The organism is Amycolatopsis rubida (genome assembly GCF_900115345.1).
Taxonomy (GTDB): domain Bacteria; phylum Actinomycetota; class Actinomycetes; order Mycobacteriales; family Pseudonocardiaceae; genus Amycolatopsis; species Amycolatopsis rubida.
Genome location: NZ_FOWC01000026.1, coordinates 38,390 through 64,962, shown reverse-complemented (window position 1 = coordinate 64,962; position 26,573 = coordinate 38,390). Strand labels below are relative to the sequence as shown.

The 26,573-nt window shown below is 70.3% G+C and carries 22 protein-coding genes; 9 read left to right on the top strand and 13 right to left on the bottom strand.

Going from position 1 to position 26,573, the window contains the following annotated elements; translation table 11 throughout:
- Positions 1-123: 123 nt before the first annotated feature.
- Complete coding sequence (locus BM362_RS44600) at positions 124-1,308, bottom strand: CaiB/BaiF CoA transferase family protein (RefSeq protein ID WP_067576430.1); 1,185 nt, start codon at positions 1,306-1,308, stop codon at positions 124-126.
- Positions 1,308-2,489, bottom strand: a complete 1,182-nt coding sequence (locus tag BM362_RS44595; protein ID WP_244287490.1) for an acyl-CoA dehydrogenase family protein — start codon at positions 2,487-2,489, stop codon at positions 1,308-1,310. Before BM362_RS44595 ends, BM362_RS44600 begins: the two co-directional genes overlap by 1 nt.
- 127 nt (positions 2,490-2,616) lie before the next feature.
- On the opposite strand from BM362_RS44595, the gene BM362_RS44590 reads away from it, so the two are divergent.
- Both BM362_RS44590 and BM362_RS44585 read left to right on the top strand, forming a co-directional pair.
- Complete coding sequence (locus BM362_RS44590; protein ID WP_093577254.1) at positions 2,617-3,357, top strand: IclR family transcriptional regulator; 741 nt, start codon at positions 2,617-2,619, stop codon at positions 3,355-3,357.
- Between the two features lie 189 nt (positions 3,358-3,546).
- On the top strand, positions 3,547-4,863 hold the full coding sequence (locus BM362_RS44585; protein ID WP_067576433.1) for an MFS transporter: 1,317 nt from the start codon (positions 3,547-3,549) through the stop codon (positions 4,861-4,863).
- On the opposite strand, the gene BM362_RS49795 is transcribed toward BM362_RS44585, so the two are convergent.
- Positions 4,856-5,164: a hypothetical protein gene (locus BM362_RS49795; protein ID WP_244287489.1), complete on the bottom strand. Its 309-nt coding sequence runs from the start codon at positions 5,162-5,164 to the stop codon at positions 4,856-4,858. The genes BM362_RS44585 and BM362_RS49795 overlap by 8 nt on opposite strands.
- A gap of 539 nt (positions 5,165-5,703) precedes the next feature.
- The gene (locus BM362_RS44575) at positions 5,704-6,270 is read right to left on the bottom strand and encodes an OmpA family protein (protein WP_067576435.1); all 567 of its coding nucleotides are present in this window, start codon (positions 6,268-6,270) and stop codon (positions 5,704-5,706) included.
- 397 nt (positions 6,271-6,667) lie between these two features.
- Here BM362_RS44575 and BM362_RS44570 point away from each other — a divergent pair, with 397 nt between their 5' ends.
- On the top strand, positions 6,668-7,300 hold the full coding sequence (locus tag BM362_RS44570; RefSeq protein ID WP_093577253.1) for a DUF998 domain-containing protein: 633 nt from the start codon (positions 6,668-6,670) through the stop codon (positions 7,298-7,300).
- Positions 7,297-9,312 (top strand): glycosyltransferase, encoded by a 2,016-nt coding sequence (locus tag BM362_RS44565; RefSeq protein WP_093577252.1) that lies wholly within the window; start codon positions 7,297-7,299, stop codon positions 9,310-9,312. The genes BM362_RS44570 and BM362_RS44565 overlap by 4 nt, the downstream gene beginning before the upstream one ends.
- 73 nt (positions 9,313-9,385) lie before the next feature.
- Here the strand turns inward: BM362_RS44565 and BM362_RS44560 are convergent, their stop codons facing one another.
- Complete coding sequence (locus BM362_RS44560) at positions 9,386-12,661, bottom strand: GH92 family glycosyl hydrolase (protein ID WP_093577251.1); 3,276 nt, start codon at positions 12,659-12,661, stop codon at positions 9,386-9,388.
- 370 nt (positions 12,662-13,031) lie between these two features.
- Here BM362_RS44560 and BM362_RS44555 point away from each other — a divergent pair, with 370 nt between their 5' ends.
- Positions 13,032-13,313 (top strand): DUF418 domain-containing protein, encoded by a 282-nt coding sequence (locus BM362_RS44555; protein ID WP_093577250.1) that lies wholly within the window; start codon positions 13,032-13,034, stop codon positions 13,311-13,313.
- Here BM362_RS44555 and BM362_RS44550 read toward each other — a convergent pair.
- From BM362_RS44550 to iolC, 5 genes are all read right to left on the bottom strand, one after another.
- Positions 13,302-14,648, bottom strand: a complete 1,347-nt coding sequence (locus BM362_RS44550; RefSeq protein ID WP_093577249.1) for an MFS transporter — start codon at positions 14,646-14,648, stop codon at positions 13,302-13,304. The two genes, BM362_RS44555 and BM362_RS44550, sit on opposite strands and share 12 nt — an antisense overlap.
- A gap of 93 nt (positions 14,649-14,741) precedes the next feature.
- Entirely contained in the window at positions 14,742-16,601 is a 1,860-nt protein-coding gene (gene iolD / locus BM362_RS44545) for a 3D-(3,5/4)-trihydroxycyclohexane-1,2-dione acylhydrolase (decyclizing) (RefSeq protein ID WP_067576440.1), read from the bottom strand.
- Positions 16,598-17,404: a 5-deoxy-glucuronate isomerase gene (gene iolB / locus BM362_RS44540; protein WP_093577248.1), complete on the bottom strand. Its 807-nt coding sequence runs from the start codon at positions 17,402-17,404 to the stop codon at positions 16,598-16,600. Before iolB ends, iolD begins: the two co-directional genes overlap by 4 nt.
- Positions 17,401-18,267 (bottom strand): Cgl0159 family (beta/alpha)8-fold protein, encoded by an 867-nt coding sequence (locus BM362_RS44535; RefSeq protein ID WP_067576442.1) that lies wholly within the window; start codon positions 18,265-18,267, stop codon positions 17,401-17,403. Before BM362_RS44535 ends, iolB begins: the two co-directional genes overlap by 4 nt.
- Positions 18,264-19,211: a 5-dehydro-2-deoxygluconokinase gene (gene iolC, locus BM362_RS44530; protein WP_067576443.1), complete on the bottom strand. Its 948-nt coding sequence runs from the start codon at positions 19,209-19,211 to the stop codon at positions 18,264-18,266. The genes BM362_RS44535 and iolC overlap by 4 nt, the downstream gene beginning before the upstream one ends.
- A gap of 90 nt (positions 19,212-19,301) precedes the next feature.
- Here iolC and BM362_RS44525 point away from each other — a divergent pair, with 90 nt between their 5' ends.
- Positions 19,302-20,066, top strand: a complete 765-nt coding sequence (locus BM362_RS44525; RefSeq protein ID WP_093577247.1) for a GntR family transcriptional regulator — start codon at positions 19,302-19,304, stop codon at positions 20,064-20,066.
- 9 nt (positions 20,067-20,075) lie between these two features.
- On the opposite strand, the gene BM362_RS44520 is transcribed toward BM362_RS44525, so the two are convergent.
- Complete coding sequence (locus BM362_RS44520) at positions 20,076-20,888, bottom strand: enoyl-CoA hydratase/isomerase family protein (protein ID WP_093577246.1); 813 nt, start codon at positions 20,886-20,888, stop codon at positions 20,076-20,078.
- The gene (locus tag BM362_RS49790; protein WP_244287488.1) at positions 20,885-21,352 is read right to left on the bottom strand and encodes an HTD2 family dehydratase; all 468 of its coding nucleotides are present in this window, start codon (positions 21,350-21,352) and stop codon (positions 20,885-20,887) included. The genes BM362_RS44520 and BM362_RS49790 overlap by 4 nt, the downstream gene beginning before the upstream one ends.
- Positions 21,353-21,779: 427 nt before the next feature.
- Between BM362_RS49790 and BM362_RS44510 the strand changes: the two genes are divergently transcribed.
- Entirely contained in the window at positions 21,780-22,457 is a 678-nt protein-coding gene (locus BM362_RS44510) for a GntR family transcriptional regulator (RefSeq protein ID WP_093577245.1), read from the top strand.
- Positions 22,458-22,466: 9 nt separating this feature from the next.
- Here the strand turns inward: BM362_RS44510 and BM362_RS44505 are convergent, their stop codons facing one another.
- A complete protein-coding gene (locus BM362_RS44505; protein ID WP_093577244.1) occupies positions 22,467-25,250 on the bottom strand; it encodes an FAD-binding and (Fe-S)-binding domain-containing protein in 2,784 nt (927 codons plus the stop codon).
- A gap of 55 nt (positions 25,251-25,305) precedes the next feature.
- Between BM362_RS44505 and BM362_RS44500 the strand changes: the two genes are divergently transcribed.
- Both BM362_RS44500 and BM362_RS44495 read left to right on the top strand, forming a co-directional pair.
- Positions 25,306-26,082: a FadR/GntR family transcriptional regulator gene (locus tag BM362_RS44500; RefSeq protein WP_093577243.1), complete on the top strand. Its 777-nt coding sequence runs from the start codon at positions 25,306-25,308 to the stop codon at positions 26,080-26,082.
- A gap of 5 nt (positions 26,083-26,087) precedes the next feature.
- Complete coding sequence (locus BM362_RS44495; RefSeq protein ID WP_067576639.1) at positions 26,088-26,426, top strand: DUF3140 domain-containing protein; 339 nt, start codon at positions 26,088-26,090, stop codon at positions 26,424-26,426.
- Positions 26,427-26,573 lie beyond the last annotated feature (147 nt).

The following is a 26,573-nucleotide window of genomic DNA, read 5'->3' as shown; positions in this document are numbered from 1 at the left end:
ATCTTGAGTTGTCCTCACAAACACCCATGATCACGCGGTGGCCGCACCCATCTCACCAACCCCCTCCAGCAAGATCACGAACTACAGCTGGAGTACTAACCGGCATAACCACTCACGAACCCCCTACGAACGCCCCTCACGCACCACCCCCTTCGCCAATGCCCCCTCCACCTCCTCGCGCGACAACCCCGCCGCCGCCAGCACCTCCCGCGTATCCGCCCCCGGCCGCCGCGGCGACTCCGCAGCACACCCCGGGGTACGGCCGAGCTTCACCGGCACCCCGACCCCGCGATACCCGTCCCGCTCCACGACCATCTCCCGGTGCCGCACCTGCGGCGCGTTCATCGCCTCGGCGATGTCGTGCACCGGAGCCGCCGGGACTCCCTTCGCCAGCAACAACTCGGCCAAGTCGTCCCGTTTGTACTGTCCGATCAAGACACTCAGCTCAGCCCGCAACTCGCCGGCATTGCCGACCCGATCGGCATTGGACGCGAACCGCGGATCAGAAGCCAGCCCAGGCGCGCCGAGCACGTCGGCCAGCGCCGCGAACTGCCGGTTGTTTCCCGCGCCGACGAAGAAGGGCCCGTCCGCCGTCGAAAAGGTCTCGTAAGGCGCGATCGACGGATGCGCCGAACCAGTCCGCCGCGGCACCGCGCCGTCCGCGAGCCAGGCCGCGGAATGCGGGTGCAGCAAGCTGATCACCGTGTCCAGCAACGAACAATCCACCAGCTGCCCGAGCCCGGACCGCGCCCGCTCGTGCAGCGCCAGCAGGATCCCGGAAAACCCGAGCACCCCGGTCACCACATCGACCACCGGCACCCCGATCCGCAACGGCGGGCCCTCAGCTTCGCCGTTCACGCTCATCAGCCCGCCATAGGCCTGCAGCACCGCGTCGTATCCCGGCAGCCCGCCGAGCGGCCCGTCGGTGCCGAACCCGGTGATCCGGCAATGAATCAGCGCCGGATGCTCCGCCCGGATCGTCTCGTCCGGCCAGCCCCAGCGCGCGAGCGTGCCCGCCTTGAAGTTCTCCACCACCACGTCCGCGCCGGCGAGCAGGGTGCCGAGCAGCTCGCGACCGTCCGGACCGGACAGATCGAGCACGATGTTCTTCTTGCCCCGGTTGAGATTCGCGTAATACGCGCTGGTCCCGCCGGGCAGGAACGGCGGCCCCCAGCCGCGCGTCTCGTCGCCCGCGGGCGATTCGACCTTGACCACCTCGGCCCCGTGGTCGGCCAGCATCTGCGTGCAGTACGGCCCGGCCAGCACCCGCGACAGGTCCAGCACCCGCAGCCCGTCGAGCGCGCCCATCAGTACGACCTCGGCAGCCCGAGCACGTGCTGGGACACGTAGTTCAGCACCATTTCCTGGCTGATCGGCGCGAGCCGCAGCAGCCGCGCCTCCCGGAAGTAGCGCTCGACGTGGTACTCCCGCGCGTAGCCCATCCCGCCGTGGGTCTGCACCGCCTGGTCGGCGGCCTGGAACCCGGCGTCCGCGCACAGCCATTTCGCCATGTTCGCCTCTTTGCCTGCCGGCAGGCCGTTGTCGTAGCGCCAGGCGGCGTTGCGCGCCATCAGCTCCGCGGCGTCGAGCCGGGTCGCGGCCTCGGCCAGCGGGAACGCCAGCCCCTGGTTCTGCCCGATCGGACGGCCGAACACCTGCCGTTCCCCGGCGTAGCGGACCGCCCGGCGCAGGGCGGCCCGGCCGAGGCCGAGCGCCTCGTGCGCGAGCAGGATGCGTTCCGGGTTGAGCCCGTCGAGCAGGTACCGGAAGCCCTTGCCCTCCTCGCCCACGCGCGCCGATTCCGGCACCCGCAGCCCGTCGATCAGCACCTCGTAGGAGGACACCGCGTTGCGGCCGAGCTTGGGGATCGCGCGCAACTGCACCGCGTCGGACTCGATGTCCACGACGAACAGGGACATGCCGTCGGTCGGCTTCTCCGCCTCTTCGCGCGGCGTGGTGCGGGCGATCAGCACCATCTTCTGCGACTGGCCGGCCTTGGTGATCCAGACTTTCCGGCCGTGCACGACGTAGGAATCGCCCTCGCGGCGGGCGAAGGTGGAGATGCGCGTGGTGTCGGTGCCCGCATCGGGTTCGGTCACGCCGAAGCAGACGTGCAGCGAACCGTCGACCGCGCCCGGCAGGATCTCCCGGCGCATTTCCTCGCTGCCGTGCTTGACGATCGTGTTCAGCCCGAAGATCGTCAGGTGCATCGTGCTGCACCCGTTCATCCCGGCCCCGGACGCGGCCACTTCTTCGAGCAGCAGCGCGGCTTCGAGGATGCCGAGCCCGCCGCCGCCGTACTGCTCCGGGATCGCCATGCCGAGCCAGCCCGCGGAGGCGAACGCGTCGTAGAACTCGCGCGGGAACTCGGCTCGTTCGTCGCGTTCGGCCCAGTACTCGTCGGGGAACCGGGCGGCCAGCTCGCGCACGGCGCGCCGGATGTCCTCCTGGTCTTGGCTCAGCTGGAAGTCCACAGTGCTGCTCTCCATTGTGCGTATATGAGAACGCGAAGTTCGGATATACGTCCAACGTAAGACGGCGCGCGGCTCGGGTCAAGCGCCGTGCGGGGTGGTCGCCGCGATAGGGTTCGCATGTACGAACGCAGGGGAGGCTGCCATGACCGAGTCGACGGCCAAGGCCCACCGGACGGTCGGCCGCGTCACCAGCATCCTCGAATGCGTCGCGCGGCAGCCCGGGATGCGGCTGCACGAGCTGTCGGTATCTCTCGACGCGCCGAAATCCTCGGTGTTCGGCCTGGTCAAAGGCTTGGTGTCGACCGGCTACCTGGTCGAGGCCGACGGTGCCTACCGGCTCGGCCCGGCGCTGGGGAACCTGCTCACCGGCGGCCTGCCCGGCATCGCGACCGCGGCCCGGCCCGCCTTGGAAGAACTCCGCCGCCGGTTCGGCGAGACGGTGATGCTCGGCGCCGCGGTCGGGGATTCGCTGATCTACGTCGACGCGGTCGAGTCCGAGCAGCCGATCCGCTATTCGGCGCCGCTGCGCACCCGGCGGCCGCTGTATCCGCCGAGCGCGGGCAAGATCTTCCTCGCGTACTGGCCGGCGCGCCGACGCGAGGCGTACCTGAAGTCAGTGCTCCCGGACGCCGAGCGCGTGCGGGCCGCGATGGACGAACTCGACACTGTCCGCGCCGAGGGGGTCGCGCTCAATCGCGGCGAAACTCTGCCCGACGTGAGCGCGGCGGCGCGGCCGATCCTGGTCGACGGAGAGGTCGTCGCGGCGATCGCGGTCGCGGGCCCGACCCCGCGGATTTCCGGCCGTCTGCCGGAGATCGGCGACGCGCTGGCCGGCATCACCGCGGCGGTCGTGAAGCGCTGGGAAGCCGCGCGCCAGGGCTGACTGCTCGCGAGTGTTGACCACGGTGAGAACCGTGATCAACACTCACGAGACCCGCTCCCGCCCCTTGACCCTGCGCCCGCACGCCTCTTAGCATCCGGATATACGCATCAAGCGTTCCCAAATACGCACGCAAGGGCGCGCGCCGGCTGGCTTCCGCTCGCCTGTGCCCCAGTTCCGGAGAGCAGGACCATGCCCAGTGTTGTGGACGACAGCGTCGGAACGACCCGGAAAGCCCCGCGCGGAGTCGGCGTGGCGGTGGTCGTCGGCTCCGCGCTTGAGTGGTTCGATTTCTACCTCTACGCGTCGATGGCCGCGCTGGTGTTCGGCCAGGTCTTCTTCCCGCCCGGCAACGACGCGGCCGCGACGATGGCCTCGGTCGCGACGTTCGCGGTCGGCTTCCTGGCCCGCCCGGTCGGCGGCATCGTCTTCGGCGCGCTCGGCGACCGGATCGGCCGCAAGAAGGTGCTGTCGTGGACATTCGTGCTGATGGGGGTTTCCTCGGCAGGCATTGGATTGCTGCCGAGTTACGCGAGCGCCGGGCTTCTCGCGCCGGTGCTGCTCGTGGTGCTGCGGCTGGCGCAAGGACTCGGCGCCGGCGCGGAATTCGGCGGCGCGATCGCGGTCGCGTACGAACACGCTGATCCGGGCAAGCGCGGGCGGCAAGGCTCGTGGCCCGCGCTGGGCGTGAACGTCGGGTTGCTCGTCTCCTCGCTCGCCGTCGCCGGACTGACCACTTTGGACAAGGAATTCCTGCACGGGTTCGGCTGGCGGATCCCGTTCCTGGCCAGCTTCCTGCTCGTCGGCGTCGGACTGTGGGTGCGCCGCCGGGTGCCGGAAACCCCGGAGTTCGAGAACCTGGTGCGCAGCGAGAAAAACCGGCCGCGCGGCTGGGCGAACCGGCCGCTGGTGAAGCTGTTCCGCAGCGACTGGCGGGCGCTCGCGGTGGTCATGGTGATCACCATCGGCTACAACGGCGTCAGCTATGTGTTCAAGACGTTCTCGCTCGCCTACCTGACGAATTTCCGCGGAGTGCCGGCGAATGTCGGCGCGCTGGGGATCAGCATCGCGAGCGGGACGGCGATCGCGACGGTGCCGATCGCCGGGTGGATCAGCGACCGGATCGGCGCGAAGAAGGTCGTGGTCGCCGGTGCGGTCGCGACGGGATTGCTGGCGTTCCCGTTCTTCTGGCTGCTCGACACCGGCACCAGCTGGTTCGTCTGGCTGGGCCTGGTGATGGCGACCGGCATCGTGGTTCCGGCGATGCTCTCGGCGCAAGGAGCGTTCCTGGCCAAGCAGTTCCCGGCCGAAGTCCGCTCGACCGGGCTCGGCACCGGCCGCGAGGTCGGGGGAGCGGTGTCCGGCGGGCTCGCGCCGCTGGCCGCGCTGGCGATCGTGGAATCCTCCGCGACGCACGCGACCTGGGGTGTTTCGCTGCTGTTCCTCGCGGGTGCGTTGTGCATCGGGCTCGGCGCGCTCGCCGATCAGAGCCGCAACGCGCTCAACTGAGCCGCGGCCACCTGGTGCGGGTCTTGGGCAGTTCGGGGCCGGACCCGGCTTCGGCGACCGAGCGTTTCAGGCTCGCGCGGTGAGGCAGGACGTGCGCCGGAAAACCGTTGCCGGAAGGGCGTTCCGGCGGCTTCTCGGCACCGGCGGCCACGAGCGTCCACCCGGAACCGAGTTCGATCAGGCTCTGGTGCTTCGTGGTGTAGTGCTCCGGCGAAACGTCAGATGGAAGCGGCTGGTGACCGCGGTGCCACACGTCGCGGAACGGGTGGAACTCCGCGCCCGGAAGTCCGTGTTCCAGCAACGTGAAACCTCGCGGTCGACGCGAGGAATCCCTTCCGTCACAGCGGGTTCGCCCGGTGGCAGCCGCCACGCGCGCACCAGGTCGAGCACCTGCGCGGACGGTCGCTCGGCTCCGATGTCCGACTGCACGCACAGGTTGAACTCGGGTGTCGTGGGCGTCGTCGCAGGACCGTTCGACACCCGCGACACCGTGCAGGAGTTCGGCGGACGAATCGTCGGGGACGTCGAATCGCTCAGCGAGTGCGCTCACCAGTCCGGCCGCGCCCGGCGACCAGTCCCAGGTGCCGGGGCCACCGCGCGTTGACGTAGCCGCCGATCAGATGCACGACGTCGAGCGTGCCGGGCAGTTCGATCCCCGCGCCAAGACGTGACTTCCCGCGGATGCGGGTCGCCGAACAAATGCTGTGCCGGACCCGGACTTCGGCGTCCGGTTAGGTACGGGCCGAGCGGCGGATCCAGGCGGCGGCGATCAGTTCGCCGCCGAAGTCCGGACAGCCGCTCGGCCCGATCAGGCAATGCCGGCGGGTTACCGGGAACGAGTCACGAAGCGACGCTGAGCTGCGTGTCCAACGCCTGGTCGCCCTGAGCCTTCTCGCTTCCGCTCGGCTCGGCCTGGATGCGGTCCTTGGCCACGCCGTCGCCTTCGAGCGCGGTCGAGATCGCCTGTGCGCGCTCCTCGGACAGCTTCTTGGCCTTGTCCGCGTCCGGGTAGCCGGCGTGGGTTTCGACCTTCAGCTTGACGTCGTTGCCCTGCATGGCTTTCGCGATCGCGGTGAGGCCTTCCTTGGCCTGGCCGGCCAATTCCGCCTTCTCCGGCTCGAACTTGATCGGCGAGGCCTGCGAGGCCTGCTGGATCGCGGCGGTGACCGCCTGCGCGGCCGGGCCGCCGTTCTGCCCGGGGGCTCCGTTCTGGCCGGACGCGCCGTTCTGCCCGGCGTCGCCGGACTGGCCGGCTCCGCTGGGCTGGGCGGCTCCGCTGGACTGGGCGGGGTTCTGCCCGGACGCTCCGGATCCGGACGAGTCGTTCGATCCGCCCGACCCGCACGCGCTGACCAGCGCGACGACGGCTGCGGCCCCGACGACCGCCTTGACGAGTGCCCTCTGCATGAGAATTGCGCTCCTTCGGCTGGGTTCGCCGGGATCTGAACACGGGGCCAAGGCGGCGGCAACCGGGGCGCACCCGGTGAACGCGCCGAGCCACCACGCGGTTTCGCGCCGTCAGCAGGGCGAGGGCGGCGGCTCCCTGCCCCGTCCGCCGGACCTGACATCCACCCGGGTGAGGGACCCGCCAAGTCCATAAAGGACAGTGAGATCGCGGCGCGCCGGGCAGTGTATAACGCCCTATTCAGCTCACGTCAGTGCGGTTTGCCCGGCTGCGCCGACGGCGAACCGGAGGCGCGCGTCCGGTCCGATCCAGGGGGGGGCAAAAGGCCCCAGGGGCACCGCGGATTCCCGGGGTGCATCTCAGGGTGTTCCCCGATGCCGGGCGGTCACGGCCCCCAGCATGCTGATCGATGTGACCCTCATAACGCGGAAGGCCAAGACGGCGGCGCCCGTGATCGCTGCCGGCGCGCTGGCTTTTTCGCTGGTGCCGATTCTCCTGTTGCACCTGGTGGCGGCGGGCACGATCGACCCGGTCCGCGACGTCATCAGCGACTACGTTTTCCCGCCGGGCGGGGCGGTGCTGCTGGCCGCCGCTTCGCTCGGGCTGGCCGGTGCGTCACTGCTGGTCCGGCACGCACTGCTCAAGCAGGGGCTGCCGAAACGCGGCCCGGAGTCGGTGCTGATCGCGTTGTGGGTGGCCGGATTGGTCATCGCGACGTTCTTCCCGACTGATCCCACCGGCGTGGAGATGTCGCTTTCCGGTGCGGTGCACCGGTATGCCGGCGCGGCGATGTTCGTGTGCCTGCCGCTGGCGGGCTGGTTGCTGGCACGCCGCCAACCGGAAGCGAAGGCGGTGCGCTGGCTTTCGCTGGCGTCCGGTGCCGCTTCGCTCGCCTTTCTGCTGGCACACGCGCCGTTGCTGGAGCAGTCCGTGCCCGAGTTCCTGGGGTTGTTCGAACGCGTGCTGTACGCCCTGCTCTACGCACAGCTTTTCGCGGTCGCCGCGATGGCCCGGGCCGAGGCGGACTCATGACGATCCTCGCCATCGCGCTTGCCGTGCTCGGCGCGGTTTTCTTTTCCGCCGGCGCGCTTCTGCAGCACGGCGTCGTTACCGCGTCGCCCGGCCGCCCGCGGATCGGGGAGCTGATCCGGGCACGGCGCTGGCTCGGCGGGCTGGTCCTGCTCGGTTCGGGGGCGGGCGTGCACGCGGTCGCGCTGGGGATGGCTCCGCTGACCGTCGTGCAGCCGGTCGGGGTCATCGCCGTGGCGATCACCGCGATTCTCGGCAGGCGGCGGCGGGATCTGCCCGCGGTCGCGGTCACCATGCTCGGCGTCGGGACGTTCGTGACCGTCGCCGCCGGCAGCACCACGAGCACCGAGGTCAGTGCCGACGCGCAAACGCGGGCGGCGTTGCTGGTGCTGGGGGCCGTGGCGCTGCTGACGCTGATCGGCGCGCTCGCTTCGCGTCCGTCGATCCGCGGATTGTGTTTCGGCGCGGCCGGTGGCGCTGCCTACGGCTTCGTTTCGGTGTTGATGCGAGCGGTTTCCCTCGAAATACGCGAGGGGAGCGTCGGCTTCAGCACCGCGGTGTCCGTCGCCGCGATGGCGACGGCGCTGCTGGCCGGCGGCTGGCTCGTGCAGTTGTCCTACCGATGCGGTCCGCCGCACCTCGCTGTCGCGTGCCTGACGGTCGTGGATCCGCTGGTCGCAGTGGGTCTCGGCGCCGGGGTGCTCGGCGAAGCCACGCACCTCGACGCCGCGGCGACCGCGGTCGCGCTGACCGCGGCGGTGCTGGCGGTCGGCGGCGTCGCCGTGCTGAGCCGCAGCAGTTCTTCTTCTGTCCATTCCACCAGATCGGAGCACCCAGTGAACGACGACCGGCCTTTGCGCATCGTGGTCGCCGCCGAGACCTATCCGCCGGACGTCAACGGCGCGGCGCAGTTCGCGTACCGGCTGTCCACCGGTCTCGCCGGCCGCGGCCACGAGGTTCACGTGATCAGCGTCGACCCGGACGGCCCGGCGCGCACCGAACGAGACGGCGACGTCGTGGTGCACCGCGTCCGGTCGCATCGCACCCCGTTCCACCGCACCTTCCGGATCGGCCTGCCCTGGGAGGTGAGCAAGGACGTCGCTGCGCTGCTGGAGGAGTTGCGGCCCGACCTGGTGCACGTCCAGGCGCATTTCGTGGTCGGAAGGTACGTGCTGAAGCACGCCGCCGCGATGGGCGTCCCCGGGGTGGCGACGAACCACTTCATGCCGGAGAACCTGTTCGGCCACGTGCGAGTGCCGGCGTGGCTGCGCGGCGCGGCCGCACGGTGGGCCTGGCGCGACCTGACGCGCGTGTTCTCGACGGCCCGCGTGGTTACCGCGCCGACGCCGCGTGCGGTGGACCTGTTGCACGACAACGGTTTCCCGGAACGGGTGGTGCCGGTGTCCTGCGGCATCGACATCGACCGCTACCGGCTGCGCGCGGTTCCGCGGACGTCCGACGACCCGACGGTGTTGTTCGTCGGACGGCTTGACGAAGAGAAGCGCGTCGACGAACTGGTGCGCGCGGTCGCGCTCGTGCCTCGCCTGCGTGCGGAGATCATCGGCGACGGTTCCTGCCGCGAAGGCTGGGAAAAACTGGCCGGCGAGCTGGGGATCGCCGACCGGGTGCGGTTCCGCGGATTCGTGTCCGAAGAGGACCTGCTGGACGCCTATGCGGCCGCGGATCTGTTCTGCATGCCGGGCATCGCCGAACTGCAGAGCCTCGCGACGATGGAGGCGATGGCGGCGGGGAAGCCGGTGGTGCTCGCGGACGCGATGGCGCTGCCGCACCTGTGCCGTCCGGGATACAACGGCTGGCTGTTCGCGCCGGGCAACGTGGGGGAGCTGGCCGAGCGGCTGGACGCGGTGGTCGCCGATCCGGCGACGCTGGCGCGGATGGGGGCGGCGAGCGGCAAGATGATCGCCGGGCACGCACTGGAGTCCACTGTGGATTCGTTCGAGGCCTGCTACGCCGAGGCGATGGGCCGGGTCGCCGCGGTGCCCGCGGCCGCCTGAGACTTCTGGGGGAACGGGGGGGATGGCCGGGTTCGCCGGACGAAGGGGAGGGATCCGGCGAACCCGGCCGGGCTCAGGCCAGGGTGAGAGCGTAGAGCTGGACGCGCGGGTCGTTCGGCAGGCTCACCGACTGGACAGTCTTGGCACTGTCCACTGCGGAGGCGATGCCGAACAGCCGCACCGGCGGACCGTCGACCCCGCTGCCCGCCTTGATCCGGTGCGGCAGTTCGAGCACGACGGTCGTGCCGGACGGGGTCGAACCGGCCCAGTCGCCGAACGTCACCGGGAGATCCGCGCTGGATCCGTCGCTGTAGTGCACGGTCAGCGAAGTGGACACCGGGCCGTTGTGCGAAGAGCCGATCAGCTGCACCGCCTGGTGCTTTCCGGCGGGCAGCAGCAGTGATTGCCCGCGTGCTTCCACGAAGTTCGCCGCGGTGCCAGCGGGATCGGGTGCCGCGTAGGAAACTCCATTGTGGACGAAGATTCCGGCTTGCGGCATCAGGTCAGCGTCGTAACTCCAGCCGCTGCCGTCGAAGTCGCCCTCCGTCGAGGCTGCGACAGTCGCGGTCCCGTCGTGATTGCGGTCGTGGCCGAGGTCGACCGCGCACTGGGTTCCGGATGTCGTCGCGCATACCGCCGGTTCCCGTACCTCGATGCTCGCGGTGCGGGCGACGGTATTCGCTCCCGGTCCGGATGCCTTGAGCTGCACCGAATACGTGCCGGCTGGCGTGTTCGCCGGAACGGTCACCGTGACCGGAGCGGTCTTCTGCGCCGGCAGCCGGAAGGACCACAACAGCTGCAGCTGGTCGGTCCGCACCCGCCAGCCCGAAGGTGCCGACGAGGTCACGAAGACCGGCTGTGCTCCGGGATTCTGGCCGAGCACGTCCAGGTTCAAGTGGACAGTCTGCGCTGAAGATTGCTGCGGCAGCACTACGGAACTCGGCCGCAGCGTGGCGTCCACGTGCCGACGCAGGTCGCCGGCGGCCTTGTTCACCGACGGCGGTTCCGTGCCCGGCTGCGTGCCCCAGCGGGACGGCGTCGCGCCGACCTGATAGGCGAGCTGACCGCCGTGCGCGACCGCGGCCCAGTCGAGCCAGGTCTGCCGGACGTCCCGGCCGTTGAGCGAAACGCTTTGCACGTAACGGTTCGTATCACTCGCGCCCGGCGCGGTGACGGTGAGCGTGCCGCCTTGCCTGCCCTCGTACTGTCCGATCCGGACGGTCGCCGATTCGAACTGCGGACTGGACACCGCGAGGAAGTTCGCGCCGCTCATCGTCGGGTAGAGACCGAGCGAGGAGAAGACGTACCACGCGGACATCGTGCCGAGGTCGTCGTTGCCGGTCATGCCGTCCGGGCCGGTGGTGAACAGCGTCATCGCCGCGCGGACGACGGTCGCGGTCTTCGCCGGCGCGCCGACCCAGTTGTACAGGTACGGGGAAAGCAGGTCGGGTTCGTTGTTGGGGTTGTAGGTGGCCTTGGCGTAGTAGTCGTAGGGGCTGGCGATCCAGTCCTTGCGCGCGGTGCCCGCCGGGTCCTTGAGCAGATTGCCGTAGGCGAAGAAGGAGTCGAGCCGCTTTTCGGTCGCCTGCTTGCCGCCCATCAGCTCGGCCAGCCCGGCCGGATCCTGCGGGACCAGCCATTGGTACTGGTAGGCGCCGCCTTCGTGGAACTGGTGATCGGCGTCGACCGGGTTGTACGGCGTGAGCCAGGTGCCGTCGGTGGTGCGCGGCCGGAACTGCTTGTCGGCGGCGTTCCAGACATTGCGGTACCACTGGCCGCGGTCGGCGAACATGCGCGCGTCGGCCTGGTGGCCCAGACCCTTGGCCATCAACGCGAGCGCGGCGTCGGCGGCGGAGTACTCCATCGTCGCCGACGCCGGATGCTCGCAGTCGTTGTCGCCGCCTTTGGCCGCGCAGTCCTTGCCGAGCGTGAGGCCGCTCGGGAGGTAGCCGCGGGCGTTGTAGTAATCGACCCCGGAGCGTCCGTTGTACGGCGAATCGGCGGGTGGCGTGCTGGTCGCGTTCTTCTTGAGCAGCGCGTACGCCTCGTCCTCGTGCCCGGCCAGCAAACCCTTCGACCAGGCTTCGACGAGGAACGGTGTTACCGGGTCGCCGGTCATGATGTTGGTCTCGCTGCCCGCCAGCGCCCATCTCGGCAGCCAGCCGCCGTCGCGGCCGATCGCCAGCACGGACAGCGCGACGTCGCGGGCCACTTGCGGTTCCAGCATTTCGAGCAGCTGGTTCTGCGGGCGATAGGTGTCCCAGAGGGAGAAGTTCTGGTACGGCGGGTAGCCGGTGGCGCGGTGGACCTTGCCGTCGAAACCGGCGTAGTCGCCGCTGAGGTCGCCGGCCAGGTTCGGGTGCAGCTGCGCGTGATAGAGCGAGGTGTAGAAGGCGGTCTGCCGTTCGGTGCTGCCGCCGCTGATCTTGATCGCGCCGAGCCGGTCCGCCCACTGCTTGCGCAACGCGGTGCGGGTGGCGTCGAAGTCGTAGCTGTCGCGGGTTTCTTTCGCGAGGTTGTCCCGCGCGCCGGCGAGACCGGTGTAGGAGAGCCCCACTTTCAGGACGACGTCGTGGTCAGTGGCAGCGTCGAAACTGACCCACGCGCCGTTGCCGCCAGTGCCCGCGGCGTCGCGGCTGCCCACGGTGCGGGTGGTGCCGCGCCAGGTGCCGTAGGAGGCGAACGGGCGGTCGAAAGCGGCGGTGAAGTAGACGGTGTGCTCGTCGTGCCCGGCGCAGAAGCCGCCCGCGCGCACGCGACCCTCGATGACCCGGTCGCCGACGACGTGGATCTCGGAATCCTTGACCGGCTGGTTCGCCTGGCCGGTGTTGAACAGCACGTTGGCCTGGCCGGTCGACGGGAAGGTGTAGCGCTGCCAGCCGGTGCGCGGGGTGGCGGTCAGCTCGGCGTTGACGCCGTACTTCTTCAGCCCGACGCGGTAGTAGCCGGGTTCGGCCTTTTCGTCGTCGTGGCTGTACTCGGATTTGTAGGCGTTCTTGTCGACGGAGCCGACGGCTCCCGTGGTCGGCATGACCGGGAGTTCGCCCATCACACCGCAGCCGACGCCGGAGAGGTGGGTTTGGCTGAAGCCGTAGATCGAGTTCTGCTGGTAGTCGTAGCCGCCCTGGCCGCCGGTGTCGGGGCTGACCTGGACCATGCCGAAGGGCGCGCTGGCTCCGGGGAAAGTGTTGCCGAAGTTCCGCGTGCCGACGAACGGGTTGACCAGCGACACCGGATCCGCGGCAGCCGCCGTGCTCGCGGTGGCCGCGCCGGTCGTGCCGGACACCAGCCCGGCGACCGCGAAGGCCGCCGCCGCGACCGCGGCCACCCGTCTCTTCTGCGACCACATGGACGCGCTACCTCCAGGGCTGACAACGTTGTCATCAAGCGAGCCGGTGCGGAGCCGACCGGCTGGTGAGCAGCTTGTCATCCCGGCGGGGGTTTGAGAAGCCCGACAACCGGACAGCTTCCGCCCCCGCCGCTGTCAGTGAGGGGAACCCGGACGGAATCAGATTCCCCGAGGGTGGCCCGCACGACCGTTCACCGGGGCCGCGTGGGAGATCGGTCAGGCACGGATTGAGCCGGGCAGCCGGAGCATTGCCCGCGCCCCGCCGTCGGGGAGGTTTCCGAATTCCAGCTCCGCTCCCAGCACCCGCGCCTGCGCGACGGCGATCGTCAGCCCCAGCCCGTGCCCGCCGCCCCGCGCGATCGGCGTCGCGATGGTGCTGCTCGGCGGACTGCTGATCGCCTTGGACCGCCCTTCCGGCCGCCGCGCGCTGTGGCCGCTCGCCGCGGCCGGCGGGATGGCTTTCACCTGGTACGCGGCGCATTTCGCGGCCTTGAAGCTGATACCGAAGCCGTACTCCCTCGTGTTCCTGGCGATCGTGGTCGCGGTGCTGCTGGCCGCCTCGGCGGCGTGGCGGCACTGGCGGCGGCGCGGTCCGCTGGAATGGCTGGTGCACCGGGCGACGCTGCTCGTGCCCCCCGGGTCAGCGAGGTAGGGCCGCAAGGTCCCGCGGCCGGGTGGCCAGCAGGGTGCACCCGACCGCCGCGGCGTAACCGAGGGCGACCACGGTCATCGGGACGCTCAGCGACATCGCCGAGCCCGCGGTGAGCAGCGTGCCCAGCACCGCGGTGCCGAGAGCGCCACCGGTCTGCCGGGCGGTGTTCAACACCCCGCTGGCCAGTCCGGTGTGCTCCTCGGGAGGCGTCGACATCGCGACCGAGGTCATCGCGGGCATCGCGATCGAGCAACAGCACAGCACCACGCCGCCGGCCAGCACCAGCGGCAGGGAATCGGCCGCGACCAGCAGGATCGCGCCGAGCCCGGCGAGGCTGAACCCGGTCAGCATCGGGACGCGGGCGCCGAAACGGGCGGTGAGCCGTCCGCTGGCGGTGGCTCCGAGGCCGACCGTGACGGTGAGCGGGAGCGTCAGCATGCCGGTCGCGAACGCGGACTGGTGCAGCGGGCCCTGGAGGTACAGCGACAGGCAGAGCAGGGTGCCGTACAAGCAGAAATTGAAGAGCAGCCCGGCGGTGCTCGCCGCGGAGAACGGACGGGACGAGAAGATCGCCAGCGGCAGCATCGGGTCGCGCCGCCGCCGCTCGGCCAGGACGAACGCGAGGCCGGTCAGCGATCCGGCGGCGATCAGCGGAAGTGCCCAGCCGGAGCGGCCGACCTGGATCAGCCCGCCGGCGAGCGCGGAGAGGGCGACGGTGCCGAGGACGAGCCCGTACGGATCGAGGCGACGCTCCCTCGGCGGGGACTCGACGACGTACTGGCAGGTCAGCGCGATGGCGAGGGCGGCGAACGGAACATTGACCCAGAAGATCGCCCGCCAGTCGACCAGCGCGATGAGCACGCCGCCCGCCACCGGTCCGGTCGCGAGCCCGATGGCCGCGATGCCGCCCCACAGGCCGAGCGCGTGCGCCCGGGCCCGCGGTTCCGGGAACTGGCGGACGATCAGCGCGAGCGAACACGGCAGCAGCGCGGCCGCGCCGACGCCCTGCAGCGTCCGCGCGACGACCAGCACCGGAAGGGTCGGAGCGAGCGAACACAGCGCGGAGCCGACACCGAACACGACGGTCCCCAGCACGCAGACCCGTCGCGCGCCGTAACGGTCGCCGAGCGAGCCCGCGGTGAGCATGCCCGCGGCCAGTGCGACGGTGTAGCTGGCGATCACCCATTGTTCACCGCCCAGCCCGCCGCCGAGGTCGCGCCGGATCGCTTCGACGGCGACGTTCACCACGGTCGCGTCGAGCTGGACGATGAAGAAGGGGAGGCAGAGCGCGAGCAGCGCGAGCCGTTGCCTGCGTGCGGAGGTCGGTGCGGTCACGGGACAATCGTGGCGCGGGAACGCTTCGGTGCGGACCGAAGCTTCCGCGGCGGGACCGGTGCGAACGTACGTGAGGGGAACCCCATCGTGGGGTCAAAGGTAACGCCGCTGGTTCCGCTTCTCCGCGACATACGTCTCGTAAGCCGCCCGAGTGGAGTCCACATCGGACACCTCGCTCACCGGCACCTCCCACCAGGCCGACCCCGGCGGATCGGGCGCGAGCGGATCCGTCGCCACGTGCACGACCGTCGTCACCGGATTCGCCTTCGCCTGCTTCACCGCCGCCCGGAATTCGTCCACAGTAGACGCCCGCAGGACGGTCGCGCCGAGGCTGGCCGCGTTGGCCGCGAGGTCGACCGGCAGCACGTCGCCCTCCAGCAGGCCGTTCTCGGCGCGATAGCGGTAGGACGTGCCGAACCGTTGCGAGCCCAGCGATTCCGACAGCGACCCGATCGAAGCGAATCCGTGATTCTGCACCAGCACGATGATCACCTTGAGCCGTTCGGCGATCATCGTGACGATTTCCTGCGCCATCATCAGGTACGAACCGTCGCCGACCAGCACGACCGCCTCGCGGTCCGGCGCGGCCAGCTTCACCCCGACGCCCGCGGCGATCTCGTATCCCATGCACGAGTACGCGTACTCCACCTGGTACGCCTTGGGATCCCGTGCCCGCCACAGCATTTGCAAGTCGCCGGGCATGGAACCGGCGGCGTTGATCACGACGTCGCGGTCGTCCAGCGAACGGTTCAGCGCACCGAGGATCTCGGTCTGCGCGGGCAGGGGAGCGTGCCCGAGGCCGAAACAGGCGTCGGCGGCGCGGTTCCATTCGTCGGCGAGCCGCCGGGTCCGCGCGCGGTAAGCGCCGGAGACCTGCCAGCCGGACAGCGCGGCCGACAAGGCTTCCAAACCGCGTCGGGCGTCGGCGACCACCATCTCGGCGGAGTGCTTCGCGGCGTCGAACCGGGCGACGTTGAGGTTCACGAACCGCACGTCCGGGTTGCCGAAGACGGTGTGCGAAGCGGTGGTGAAATCGCTGTACCGCGTACCAATGCCCAGCACCACATCGGCATCCGCGGCCAGCGCGTTCGCGGCGGAAGCACCGGTGGAGCCGAGCCCGCCGACCGCGCACGGGTGGTCCCACGGCACCGCTCCCTTGCCCGCGTGCGTGTCGGCGACGGGAATCCCGGTCGCGGCGGCGAAAGCGCGGAGTTGCTCCCAAGCCTCGGAGTAGACGACGCCACCGCCCGAGACGATCAGTGGTGCTTTCGCGGCGCGCAGCAGGTCCACCGCGCGGCCGAGCGCTTCCGGAGCGGGCATCGCGCGGTCGATGTGCCAGACGCGGCGGCGGAAGAAGTCCTCGGGCCAGTCGTAGGCTTCGGCCTGGACGTCTTGCGGCAGGGCGAGCGTGACGGCACCGGTCTCGACCGAGTCGGTCAGCACGCGCATCGCGGCGAGCGCGGCGGGGATGAGCTGTTCGGGCCGGGTGATCCGGTCGAAGTACTTCGACACCGGGCGGAACGCGTCGTTCACCGAGACGTCGCCGTAGCGCGGGTCTTCCAGTTGCTGGAGCACCGGATCCGGGCCGCGGCCGGCGAAAACGTCACTCGGCAAGAGCAGCACGGGCAGCCGGTTCGTGGTCGCCAGCGCGGCTCCGGTGATCATGTTCGTCGACCCGGGGCCGGTGGACGCGGTGCAGGCGAACGTCTGGAGCCGGTTGCGCATTTTCGCGAACGCGGTCGCGGAGTGGACCTGGCCTTGTTCGTTGCGGGCGAGGTAGTAGGGGAAAGTCCCGCTGTGCGCGGCTTGCAGCAGCGCCTGGCCGAGTCCGGCGACGTTGCCGTGTCCGAAAATCCCGAAACAGCCGGGAATCAGCCGGTGTTCGACGCCGTCGCGTTCGGAGTACTGGCTGGCCAGAAATCGCACCAGGGCTTGCGCGGTGGTCAGCCTCATCGCGGGCCTCCGAACGGCAGCCGCGGATCGACGTCGTGCGATTCCCAGCTCTGGCGCACCCAGGCGTGCGCGGGGTCGTCGCAGATCAGCCACGCCCGCTCGGGGCCGGGACCGGCCATCACGTTGAGGTAGTACAGGTCGTAGCCGGGCGCGGCCATCGACGGGCCGTGCCAGCCGTGCGGGATCAGCACGACGTCGCCGCTGCGGACCTCTTCCAGGACGTCGATCGGGCGCTCCGGAGTGCCGTAGACGCGCTGGTAGCCCATCCCGCCGCCGGCGACCTCGAAGTAGTAGATCTCTTCGAGTTCGCTTTCGCCCTCGCGCGCCTCGTCGTGCTTGTGCGGCGGATAGGACGACCAGTTCCCGCCCGGGGTGAGGACTTCGCAGACGAGCAGCTGGTCGGCGTCGAAGGTGTGCGGCAGGCAGTAGTTGTTGACCTGGCGGCTGCAGTTTCCGGCACCGCGCAGTTCGGTCGGCACACCGCCGGCGGGCCCGTAGCGGGCGGGCAGTCGCTTCGAGGTCTTCGCCGAGGGCAGGGCGAACCTGCCTCGGCCGGTCACGACCGCTTCGGCATCCCTTGGCAGGTAAGCGAAATCGGTGACCGCGTCGAAGACGCCGGTACGCCCGGCCAGCTCGAACGTTTCACCGGCGACCGACACCGAGCAGCTGCCGGACAGCGGAAGCACGAGCGTTTCCGCGTCTCCGGTGGAGACGGTCTCGGCGCCGTCGAGTTCCAGCACGCGCAGGCCGGAGTAGCCCCATCCCGCCGATTCGGGAGTGATTTCGAGACTGAACTGGTTCACCGCAACCCCACCGCCGTATCGACCGCTTTGGCCACGTCGCCGTCGTGCGGATAGAGCAGCGACCGCCCGACCACCAAACCCTGCACCGTCGGCAACGCCAGCGCCTCCTGCCAGGACGCGAACGCCGCGTCCGGGTCGGTCACCTCGCCGCCGAGCAGCACCGCGGGCAGCGTCGAGGCGGCCAGCACCCGCTCCATGTCAGGGACCACCGGCAGCTTCAGCCAGGTGTAGGCCGAAGACCGGCCGAGGCCGGAGGCGATCGTGATGGACCGGATCACTGCCTCGGGGGAGAGGTCGTTCTTGATCTTCCCGTCGATCCATCCGGACAGGAACGGCTCGACCATCGCGAGCAGTTTCCGGTCGGCGAGCGAGTCGATGGCCTTCGCGGTGTTCTCCAGCACGCTCGGTGTCGCCGGATCGGCCAGGCAGATCCGGGTGAGCATCTTTCCGCCGTCGAACCGCATGCGCGCGATGGTTTCCGCGTCGTAGCAGGCGAACCGGTCGTCGATCTCGAAGCTCGACCCGGCCAGTCCGGTGCGGTTCATCGACCCGAGCACCGTCTTGCCGTCCAGCACGCCGAGCAGCAGCAGATCGTCGATCACGTCCGGGGTCGCGAGCACGCCGGTGACGCCCGGGCGTTCGAGCGCGAGGCACAGCCGCTCCAGCAGTTCGCCGCGGCCGGCCATCGCCAGCGGATCCGCGCCGACGGCGGTCGCGCCCCGGGCGGGGTGGTCGGCGGCGATGATCATCGCCGCGCCTTTGTCGTTGAACGGCGATTTCGCCCGTATCCGCGTGGCGGCGGCTTCGGCGATCGCGCCCGGGTCGTGCACTCGTTTGGCGACGATCCGCTCGACGGTGTTCATTTCGTGCCTCCGAGCCTGCGCAGTACCTGGTCTTCCGTCGGCATCGCGTCCGAACAGGCGAGTTCGCCGGCGACGTGCGCGCCCGCCGCGTTCGCGAACCGCATGATCCGCTCGGTGCCCCAGCCCGCCAGCAGTCCGTGCACCAGCGCGCCGCCGAACGCGTCACCCGCGCCGAGACCGTTGACCACCTCCACCGGCACCGGCGGCACCTCGACCTCGCCGGTGTCGTCCGCCGCGAGCACGCCCTTCGGCCCCTGCTTCACCACCGCGAGCGAGATACCCTTGTCCCGCAACGCTTTCGCCGCTTCCCGAGGCTCGCGCAACGCCACCGCGGTCTCGCATTCGTCGAGGTTGCCGACCGCGACCGTCGCGTGGTCCAGTGCCTTGCCGACCCATTCGCGCGCCTGCTCGCGGGACTCCCAGAACATCGGCCGGTAGTCGAGGTCGAGCACGGTGATTCCCTTGCGGCCGCGGGCCTCCAGCGCGGCGAGCGTGGCCGAACGGCTAGGTTCCTGCGACAGCCCGGTCACCGTCGCCCAGAAGACTTTCGCGGAGCGGATCGCGGCCAGGTCGAGTTCGCCGGGGGAGAGGTCGAGGTCGGGGGCTTTCGGGAAACGGTAGAAGTAGAGCGGGAAATCGTCCGGCGGGAAGACCTCGCAGAACGTCACCGGCGTCGGCAGGTGCGGCGAGGTCCCGACGAACCGGTCGGCCACGCCGTATCCGGCGAGCGCGCGGCGCAGGAATCGGCCGAACGGGTCGTCGCCGGTCTTGGTGATCACCGCGCAGGCGCGGCCGTACCGGGCGGCGGCGACGGCGACGTTGGTCGCGCTGCCGCCGAGGTATTTGCCGAACGAGGTGACGTCTTCCAGGCCGACGCCGGTCTGCAGCGGATAGAGGTCCACCCCGATCCGGCCCATCGTGACGAGGTCGAACCCCGTGGTCATCGCGTCCTCCTCGCAGGCTGTGCTCCGACCGTGCCCCGTGCCCGATGACTTTGTCAAGACATACGGACATGCACGAGGTAGGCTGCGGCGATGAGCACCAGCCCGGCCTGGGACCCGGTCCGCGGGATCGCGGTGGACCCGGCGAGCCCCGAGCCGCTGTACTTCCAGGTCGCGCGCCAGCTGCGGGCCGCGATCGACGACGGCCGCCTCCCCGCGGGCTCGCGGCTGGCGAACGAACTCGACCTCGCGGCAGGGCTGCGGCTGTCGCGGCCGACCGTGCGGCAGGCGATCCAGTCGCTGGTCAACCAGGGTTTGCTGGTGCGCAAACGCGGTGTCGGCACCCAGGTCGTGCGCACGAAGGTCGCCCGTCCGCTGCGGCTGAGCAGCCTGTTCGACGACCTCGCCGGGCTGGGCGAGAAGCCTTCGTCGGAGGTGCTCGTCAACCGCGTGGAACCGGCGGACGCCGACCTCGCCGCGCTGCTGGAGGCTCCCGAGCTGCGGCGGGTCCGCCGGCTGAAGCGGATCCGCCGCACGGGAGGAGAGCCGTTGGCGATCATGAACAACTGCCTCCCGGACGGCGTCCTCGACGTCGATGACGGCGAACTGCGCTCCCGAGGGCTCTACCAGCTGCTGCGGCAAACGGGGGTCCGGCTGCATTCGGCGCAGCAGAGCATCGGCGCGCGGCTGGCGACCGAGGAGGACGCGGAGCTGCTGGGCGAAACGCCTGGTGCGGCGTTGTTGACCATGCAGCGCACCACGTACGACGAAACTGGCCGGGTAGTCGAGTATGGCTCGCACGTTTACCGGGCGTCGCGGTATTCCTTTAATCTCCCGCTGACGCACGGTCCGCAGTAGACAGTCTGCTTAGGACTCGTGGACCCGGGTGAAGTCCGGCTTGCGGCGTTCTCGGTGCGAGGCGAGGCCTTCGCGGACCTCGGGACCGGCGAAGCCGTAGAACTCCAGCGCCAGCGAGGAATCGAAGATCGCGCCCGCGAGCTGGCGGTACCAGAGGTTGAGGCTCTGTTTGGTCCACCGGATCGCGTTCGGCGCGCCGTTGGCCAGCTCGTGCGCGATCTCCCGCGCGGTCGGCAGCAGCCCGGCCTCCTCCTCGACGCACAGCGACACCAGCCCGATCCGTTCCGCCTCGGCGCCGGTCATCGGACGGCAGGTCATCAGGTAGTACTTGGCCTTCGCCATCCCGCACAGCAGCGGCCAGCACACCGCCGCGTGGTCGCCCGCCGCGACGCCGAGGCGGGTGTGGCCGTCGATGATCTTGGCGTTGGCGGCGGCAACCGAGATGTCCGACAGCAGCCCGGCGACCAGGCCTGCTCCGACGGCCGGGCCGTGGATCGCGGAGACGGTCGGCTTGGAGCAGTCGATGACGTTGTAGACCAGGTCGCGGGCCTCGCGCATGGTGCGGGAGCGGGCCTCGAAGTCGGTGGCCAGCTTCTCGACCAGGTCGAAGGACCCGCCCGCGGAGAATCCCTTGCCCTCGCCGCGGAGCAGGACGACCTTGACCGCCGGGTCGCGGTCGAACTCGCGCCAGATGTCGGCGAGTTCGCCGTGCGCGGCTTCGCTGACCGCGTTGAGGTGCGGAGCGTCCAGGACGAGTTCGATCACGCCGTCCTCGTCCGGCCCGTCGACCCGCAGGTTCTCGAACTGCGCGTAGCGGCTCATTCAGCTTCCCTCCGTCGTCCGGACCACCTGCGCCACAATGCCATCGGTTCGGACACCGCCGCCAGATCACGCGCCTTCTTCGGCCAGCTCGACGGCGAGGCTGGTGCTCGGACCGGACGGGCCGACTGAACGGGTGCCGGGGCTGGCCCGCAGTCGCGCGGGCCGTCCGCAGAACAGCGGCGGCTGATCGAGCGCACCCGCGAGGCAGGGGAGTCGAGGCGCAGCACCTCGGTGAGCGCCATCAGCGGCCCGTGCACGACCAGGCCGGGATAGCCTTCGACCCGGGTCGCGTACGGCCAGTGGCAGTGGATGCGGTGCGCGTTCGCGGTAACCGCGTCAGCAGCGTCGGATCGGTGCCGAACTCCCAGGTCGGTCCGGCGGAACGGCGACCCCGCCGGTTCCAGCGCGGCGGCGGTTTCCGGGAATGCGGGCGCGGAGGACGGCCCGGCCCCGCGGTGGAGCATGTCCTGGCGTTCCGTCCATTCCGGACAGTTCCGTGCGCACCTGGACAGTCACCAATTTCCCGGACCGGCCGGACTTCTCGGCGGCCAAGTCCACAATGGAGCGCCGGTGCCCCGTCTCGCCGACCTTCGGCGCGCGGTGGACCACGACCTCGCTGTCGGCGAACATCCGCCGCGGCAAGTCCACCGGCGGCAGCTCGCCGCCTTCGCGCGGAGCGGGGAGGCGATCGTCGAACAACGCGGCGACCGGACCGCTTCCGATTCGGACACGGGTTCCTCAGATCCTGTCGCGGCCGAGGCGTCGGCTGAACACGTTATCAGGAATGGCCAGGACAACTCGCTCGAACGGCGGGGACGAGCAGGCGCCGAGCGGAACGCCTCATGCGATACTTCGCCGGGAAGACGTTCGCCGGAGGGGGAGGCTGAGGCGATGCCCGACACCACGGGCGCGGGAGCGCGCCGCAGCGGCCCGGCGAACCTGAAAGCGCTGGCCGCGCACGAGATCCGGCGGCGGGTCTTCTCCGGCAGGCTGCGTGCCGGGCAGAAGATCGACCAGGAGGCGCTGGCCGGCGAACTCGGCATCAGCAAGCTGCCGATCCGGGAAGCGCTGATCACGCTCGACCACGAGGGCGTGGTGGAGCACATCGCCCGCCGGGGTGCGTTCGTGGCGCGGATGACGCGCGACGACATCCGCGACCATTACCGCGTGTTCGGCCTCGTTTCCGGTCTGGCGGCGGAGCGGGCGGCGAAAAACCTGTCGCCGGGAAGCTTGCAGGCCTTGCACGATCTCGCGGACCGGATGGAGTCCGGAGTGGACCGGGCCGAACAGGAACGGCTGAACTTCGAGTTCCACCGCAGGATCAATTACGCCGCCGATTCCCGCAGGCTGATCTCGATCCTGGGCATCCTGGCGAAAACGGTGTCGCACGGGTTCTACGAGGCGCACGAGGACTGGCCCGGCAAGGCGCACGAAGACCACCGGAAGCTCCTGAACGCGCTCAGCGCTCGCTCGGCTTCGCGGGCACGGTCCATCGTGGAGAAACACTTCTCGGACGGCGGCGAGCGGGCGGTCGCCTTGCTGGAAAGCCAAGGCTTCTGGGACAGCTGACTCCGGGCGTCAGCGCCGCTTCAGCAACTGTGCCAAGTGGACACCGCGTACGCCGGCCAGCTGATCGGCTTGGGTGCGGCAGGAGAAACCGTCGGCGAGGAACACGGCGTCCGGGTTTTCGCGCAGGGCCGGAAGCAGCGCATTCTCCGCTACGGCAACGGAAACGTCGTAGTGGCCGCGCTCCATGCCGAAGTTTCCGGCCAGGCCGCAGCATCCGGCGAGAGTGTGCAGTTTCGCGCCGGTCGCCGCGAGCAGGGCTCGGTCGGCTTCGAAGCCCATGACCGAGTGGTGGTGGCAATGCGGCTGCGCGAGCACCGTGACCCCGGACAGGTCAGGCGCTTGCCAGCCTTCGGTGTCGGCGAGGAGTTCGGCGAGTGTCGTGACCGCGCCGGAAACCGTTGTGGCGTCAGGATCATCGGGGAACAAGTCGAGAAGATCCGACCGCAGGACGGCGGTGCACGAGGGCTCGACGCCGACGATCGGCAGTCCGGCCAGCGCGTACGGGCGCAGTGTGTGCACGAGGTCACGGAGCTTCCGGCGGGCGGTGTCGAGTTGGCCGGTGGTGATCCAGGTGAGCCCGCAGCACGGACGACGCGGCGGGACGAGCACGCGGTATCCGGCGTCGGCGAGCACCGCCGCGACTGATTCGGCGACGTCGGTGTCCATGCCGTCCGAAAAGGAATCCGCCCATAGCACCACTTCCGGTCCCTGCTCGCGGATCCTGCGCCGAGACCGGGTGAACGAGCGGCGGGCAAACCGTGGTGCGCGGCGTCGAGTGTCCGCTCCGGACAGTGCTAAGAGGATCTTCTCGATGGGCCGGACCGACATCAGCGCGTTGACGACGAGCGGGCCGAGTACCGGGATTCGGTGCAGCAGGCGGAGCCAGTCCGGCAACCGGCCCAGCGTGTAATGCGAGACCGGACGGAGCCGATGGCGGTATTTCCGGTGCAGGGCTTCGGATTTGTACTGCGCCAGGTCCACTCCGGCGGGGCAGTCACTGCTGCATGCCTTGCATGACAAGCAAAGGTCGAGCGACTCGTGTACCGCGGCGTCCGACCATCCCGAGACCAGCGAGCCGTTCGCGACTTCCTGCAAGACCCGGGCACGACCGCGCGTGCTGTCCTTTTCGTCGCGAGTGGCGAGATAGGACGGACACATGAAACCGCCGGCCGCGCGGTTGTCGGCACGGCATTTCCCGACTCCGACGCAACGATGCACGGCACGGGTGAGGTCGCCGCCGTCGTGCGCGAAGGAGAAGCCGCCCGCGACGACCGGGAGCGGATGTGCTCGCGGGCGGCGGAGATCGACGTCGAGCGGATGCGGCCGGACGACCACGCCCGGGTTCAGCAGGTCTTCGGGATCGAAAAGATCCTTGACCGCGCCGAACAGCTCGATTGTTTCGGCCGAGTACATCTGCGGCAGCAGTTCGCCGCGCGCCCGGCCGTCGCCGTGCTCGCCGGAGAACGAGCCGCCGTAGCCGACGACCAGCTTCGCGGCGGCGGTCATGAACGCGCGGAAGACCGACGCGTCGTGTTCGAGCGGCAGGCCGAGCCGGACGTGCACGCAGCCGTCGCCGAAGTGGCCGTAGGGGAGTCCTTCGAGGCCGAATTCGTCCAGGAGAGCGTCGAAATCCCGCAAATACGCGCCGAGCCGCGCGGGCGGGACCGCGGCGTCCTCCCACCCGGGCCACGCCTGCTCGCCGGTCGGAGTCCGGCCCGCGAGCCCGGCTCCGTCCTCGCGGATCCGCCACATCGCGGCGGCCTCAGCACCTTGCGCCAGCACGACGTGGTCGAGCGCCTGGGAGTCTTTGACGAGCCGTTCGGCGTTGTGCCGGGCCTCGGCTTCCGTCTCGCCGCCGACCTCGATCATCAGCCAGCCGCCGCCGTCCGGGAGCGCGGGCACGGCACCGCGGTGGCTGCGCACCAGATCGACCAGCCGGGCGTCAAGCCCCTCGACCGCCAGCGGCCGGTGCGGGAGCAGTCCGGGCACGACGTCGCCGGCGGTCGCCATGTCCGGGTAGCCGAGCACGACCAGCAGCCGCGCGGGAGAGATGCCGACCAGGTCGACAGTCGCTTCCAGCGTGACCGCCAGGGTGCCTTCGGTGCCGACCAGCGCGCGGGCGAGCGAACGGCCGTTCTCCGGCAGCAGGTGTTCGAGCGAGTAGCCGGACACCTGACGGCTGAACCGGCCGAATTCGGTGCGGAGCAGGCTGAGCCGGGTGTCGATCAGCTCGGTGAGGCCCGGCACCGCGTCCGGCCGGCCGGCGGTGAACTGGCGTCCGGTGCCGTCGACCACGCTGAGCTCGCCAACGTTGTCCGCGGTCCGGCCGTACGCGATCGCGTGCGGACCGCAGGCGTTGTTGCCGATCATGCCGCCGAGCGTCGCGCGGGCGTGCGTGGACGGGTCAGGGCCGAAGCGCAGCCCGTGCGGCGCGGCGGCGCGCTGAAGATCGGCGAGGACGACACCGGGCTGGACGACCGCGGTCCGCGCCTGGGGGTCCAAGTCGACAATGCGGTTGAGATGCCGCGAAAAGTCGATCACCACGCCCGGCCCGATCGCATTGCCCGCGACCGACGTGCCCCCGCCGCGACTGGTCAGCGGAACGCCGTGGCCGCGCGCGATTTCGAGGGTCGCGAGAACGTCGCCGGTCTCCCTCGGCAGCACGACGACCTGCGGGACGACCCGGTAATTGGACGCGTCAGCGGAGTACTCGGCGCGACGGCGGACGTCGGCGTGCACCTCGCCGCGCACGTTCGCGCGGAGGTCGGCGAGCAGATCGGTTTCAGTGGGCATCCCGGTGCTGAATTTAGGTGTTTGAAACAGTGTCGTCAATCCGTACGCTGACCCGATGACCTCGGGACGGAGGGGACCGCCGCCGGAACTGGCCAGGGTGCGGCGGGTGAGCGTGGTGGACTCGCTGGTCGAAGAGATGACCCGGAGAATCCTCGGCGGCGAATGGCCGCCCGGGACCGCGCTGCCGTCGCTGCGGCACTTCGCGGCCTCTGCCGGGGTGTCGATGCTGACCGTCCGGGAAGCAGTCCGGACGCTGCAGGCGCGCGGCTGGGTCGAGACGCGCCAGGGGGCCGGCACGTTCGTCCTGGAGCCGGAGGCCGGCCGCTTCGTGCCGTGGCAGCTGGGCGCGTCGGACGTCGCCGAGTACCGGGAGCTGGTCGAGGCCCGGGAGGCGATCGAATCGACCGTCATCGCACTGGCCGCCCGCCGCCGGACCGCCGCTGAGCTGGCGGTCTTGACGGATCTGGTCGACCGGATGGCGGCGGCGTCGACCGACCGGGACCGCTTCCTGGAAGCGGATGCCGAGTTCCACGTCGCGCTGGCCGAAGCCGCGCACAACCGGATCCTGCTGCGCAGCATGCTCGCGATCCGCCTCCCGCTCCGCCGGCTGATGGCCGACCGGCTCCGCGAAGAACTCACTGAACACGGCGATCTCACCCGGTCGTGGGAGGACCACCGGGCGATCGCGGAGGGCGTCCGGTCGGGCACGCCGGAGCCAGGACATGCCGCACTGGCCCGGATCGCCGCCCGGGCGCGGTCCTATGTGGACTCGACACTGCCGGGTTTGCCCGCGCGCCGTCCGGGTAACCGGACTCCCGACGCCGGGAGGTGATCGAGATGGCCGCACACGTGGACGAAGAACTGTGGACAGCATTCCACCGGGTGGTGAACATGACCTCGCGGGAGCTGGCCGACTGGCTGCGCACCCGGGAAGCCGGCCCGCACACCGAGCCGCTGCCGGACCGGGCGGGCCCCGCGACCGGCCGGAAGGTGCTGTCGATCCTGGGCAAACGCAAGTCGGACGTGAACGAGAACGACGTCGAGGTGATGCGCGATGTGGTGGACCGCGTGCACGCCTCGCGCCGGGACGACCTGGAACCCGTGGCGGGCGACGCGGGGTGGCGGCAGGGGCTGATGTCGCTGGGGCACGACCCGGTGAAGCCGGCGCGAGGCTGATCGGGCCGGCTTCTGCTGCGAACGGATGGTGGGGTCGCGGGGCGGCTGAGCGGACCGCTGAGGTTCGGCTCCTGCGGGGCCGGGCTCTGCGGGATGCGCCCAACGTGGCGTTGGGTGCGTCTGAGCGTCCAACGCCGCAGTGGGGTT